This window comes from Stenotrophomonas sp., assembly GCF_031995405.1.
In the GTDB taxonomy this organism is placed as follows: Bacteria; Pseudomonadota; Gammaproteobacteria; order Xanthomonadales; family Xanthomonadaceae; genus Stenotrophomonas.
On the sequence record NZ_DAMAGC010000218.1, the window covers coordinates 1 to 1,806 of the forward strand.

Annotated in this window: 2 protein-coding genes; both read right to left on the reverse strand. The window is 66.1% G+C overall.

Translation table 11 applies throughout. The features are described from left to right. Positions 1 to 174 precede the first annotated feature (174 nt). The gene (locus RTO53_RS19965; RefSeq protein ID WP_312239395.1) at positions 175 to 468 is read right to left on the reverse strand and encodes a LysM peptidoglycan-binding domain-containing protein; all 294 of its coding nucleotides are present in this window, start codon (positions 466 to 468) and stop codon (positions 175 to 177) included. Positions 469 to 690: 222 nt separating this feature from the next. Beyond that, positions 691 to 1,509, reverse strand: a complete 819-nt coding sequence (gene queF, locus RTO53_RS19970; RefSeq protein ID WP_312239396.1) for an NADPH-dependent 7-cyano-7-deazaguanine reductase QueF — start codon at positions 1,507 to 1,509, stop codon at positions 691 to 693. Positions 1,510 to 1,806 lie beyond the last annotated feature (297 nt).

Sequence of the window (1,806 nt, forward strand, 5' to 3'; positions counted from 1 at the left end):
CGCCGCCGGGGTGGTTGCCGCGGCCGGCTGTGCGTTGTTGTCGGCGGTGTCTTCTTTCTTCTTGCAGCCGACCAGCGCAACGGTGGCCAGCAAGGCAGCGAGTACGGCGGTACTGATGGACGTCTTCTTCATGGAATTCCTCCCTGGGAATCTGTGGAATGCAAGTGGAGCGACTCAGCCTTTGGGCGGCAACTTGAGCGTCTGGCCCGGGAAGATCTTGTCCGGGTCGTCCAGTACGTCGCGATTGGCCTCGAAGATTTTCTTCCAGGCGTTGGCATCGCCCAGTTCCTGTTTGGCGATCTTCGACAGCGAGTCGCCCTTCTGTACGGTGTAGGTGCCCCCGACCTTCTCGGCGGTGGTATCCACCGATGAGGTCACGCCGGAGAAATCAGCCTTTTCCACCTTCTGCGCCGTGCTGTCCACGCTGGAGGTGACACCGGAGAAATCGGCTTTTTTATCGGTACTCATCCACACACTCCCGTCTTCATTGACGACATGGGAGGCACGGTGTCACAGCCAGTGTTAATAGGGCATGGCGTGGATGTGAAGACGTGCGGAACGGCGACGGGCGGTCACATTGACCAGGGGGTAGAGCCACCCCATGGGTGGCTGCGCGCGGTGACGGGTGAGGTGCCGGGTCCGGTGCGTGGTCCGGTGCCGGGTGCGGGGGCAGCGACCCATGGGGTCGCTCTACTGGCGCAGGTCGCGCACGGTGCGGGCCGGCAGCGCGATGCCCGGGCTGGCCCGCCACGGGTTGATATCCAGGCCACCGCGACGGGTGTAGCGCGCTTCCACTTCCAGCCACGTCGGCGCACAGCGCTGGCTGACCTCGCTGAAGATCCGCTCCACGCACTGCTCATGGAACTCGGCATGTTCGCGGTAGCTCACCAGGTACTTGAGCAACCCCTCGCGATCGATCTGCGGCCCGTGGTAACGGATGCTCACACTCGCCCAGTCCGGCTGCCCGGTGACCGGGCAGTTGGACTTGAGCAGCGCCGAACTCAAGGTCTCGGTGACAATCTGCGAGGCATCGGCCGACAGGAACGCCGGCGCCGGCGGACCGTAGCGTTCGATCGCCACGTCCAGTTGATCCAGCGACTCGCCCTCGGCCTCCTCCACCAGCACCGGCACCCCGAACCGCACCGTCACCACCGCGCCCGCGCAGCCGGACAGATCGGCGGTGATGCGCAGCCGTGCCGCCTCGTCATCGTCGAAGCGCGTGCTGTTGAGCGAGTTGAGATACAGCTTGAACGACTTGGATTCGATCAGGTTCGGCGACGTGCACGGCACGCTGATGGTGGCCACCGCAACCCGCGGCTTGCCGCGCCGGTCCAGCCAGCTCAGCTCATAGGCCTGCCAGCGGTCGTGGCCGACGAACGGCAGCGCCGCCTCGTCCAGCCCGATCTCCTCGCGCGCGCCACGGCGCGGAATGGGAAACAGCAATGTGGGGTCGTACTGCGACGGGTAAGCGACCTCGCGACCGAGGCTGGAGTCCTGGGGGGTATTCATCGGTCCATTTTACGCCGATGGCCAGCCCCCGTCCGACATTCCAACCGCCACGCCGAGGGACAGCCCGACCCCCGCTGTGCCTCACGTACCGGTTTTCGCCCCGGCCAGCGGCCGGGACCTACCGCCCTGCCGTGCATGGGTCGAGCCCCGCTGCCATCCCTCACGCAACAACTCCCCCAAAGCCATCGGCTTGTACCCACCGCCACCTGCCAACTGTCGGGGGTGGGCCGGGGTGGGTTGGCGGGACCGTTGGGCGCCATGGATGGCGCCCAGAGCCCCCAGAGAAGGGTTCACGGC

Excerpts from the sequence above, each read along its gene's own strand:
- RTO53_RS19965 (WP_312239395.1), bottom strand. The coding sequence starts at position 468 with ATGAGTACCGATAAAAAAGCCGATTTCTCCGGTGTCACCTCCAGCGTG.
- queF (WP_312239396.1), bottom strand. The coding sequence starts at position 1,509 with ATGAATACCCCCCAGGACTCCAGCCTCGGTCGCGAGGTCGCTTACCCG.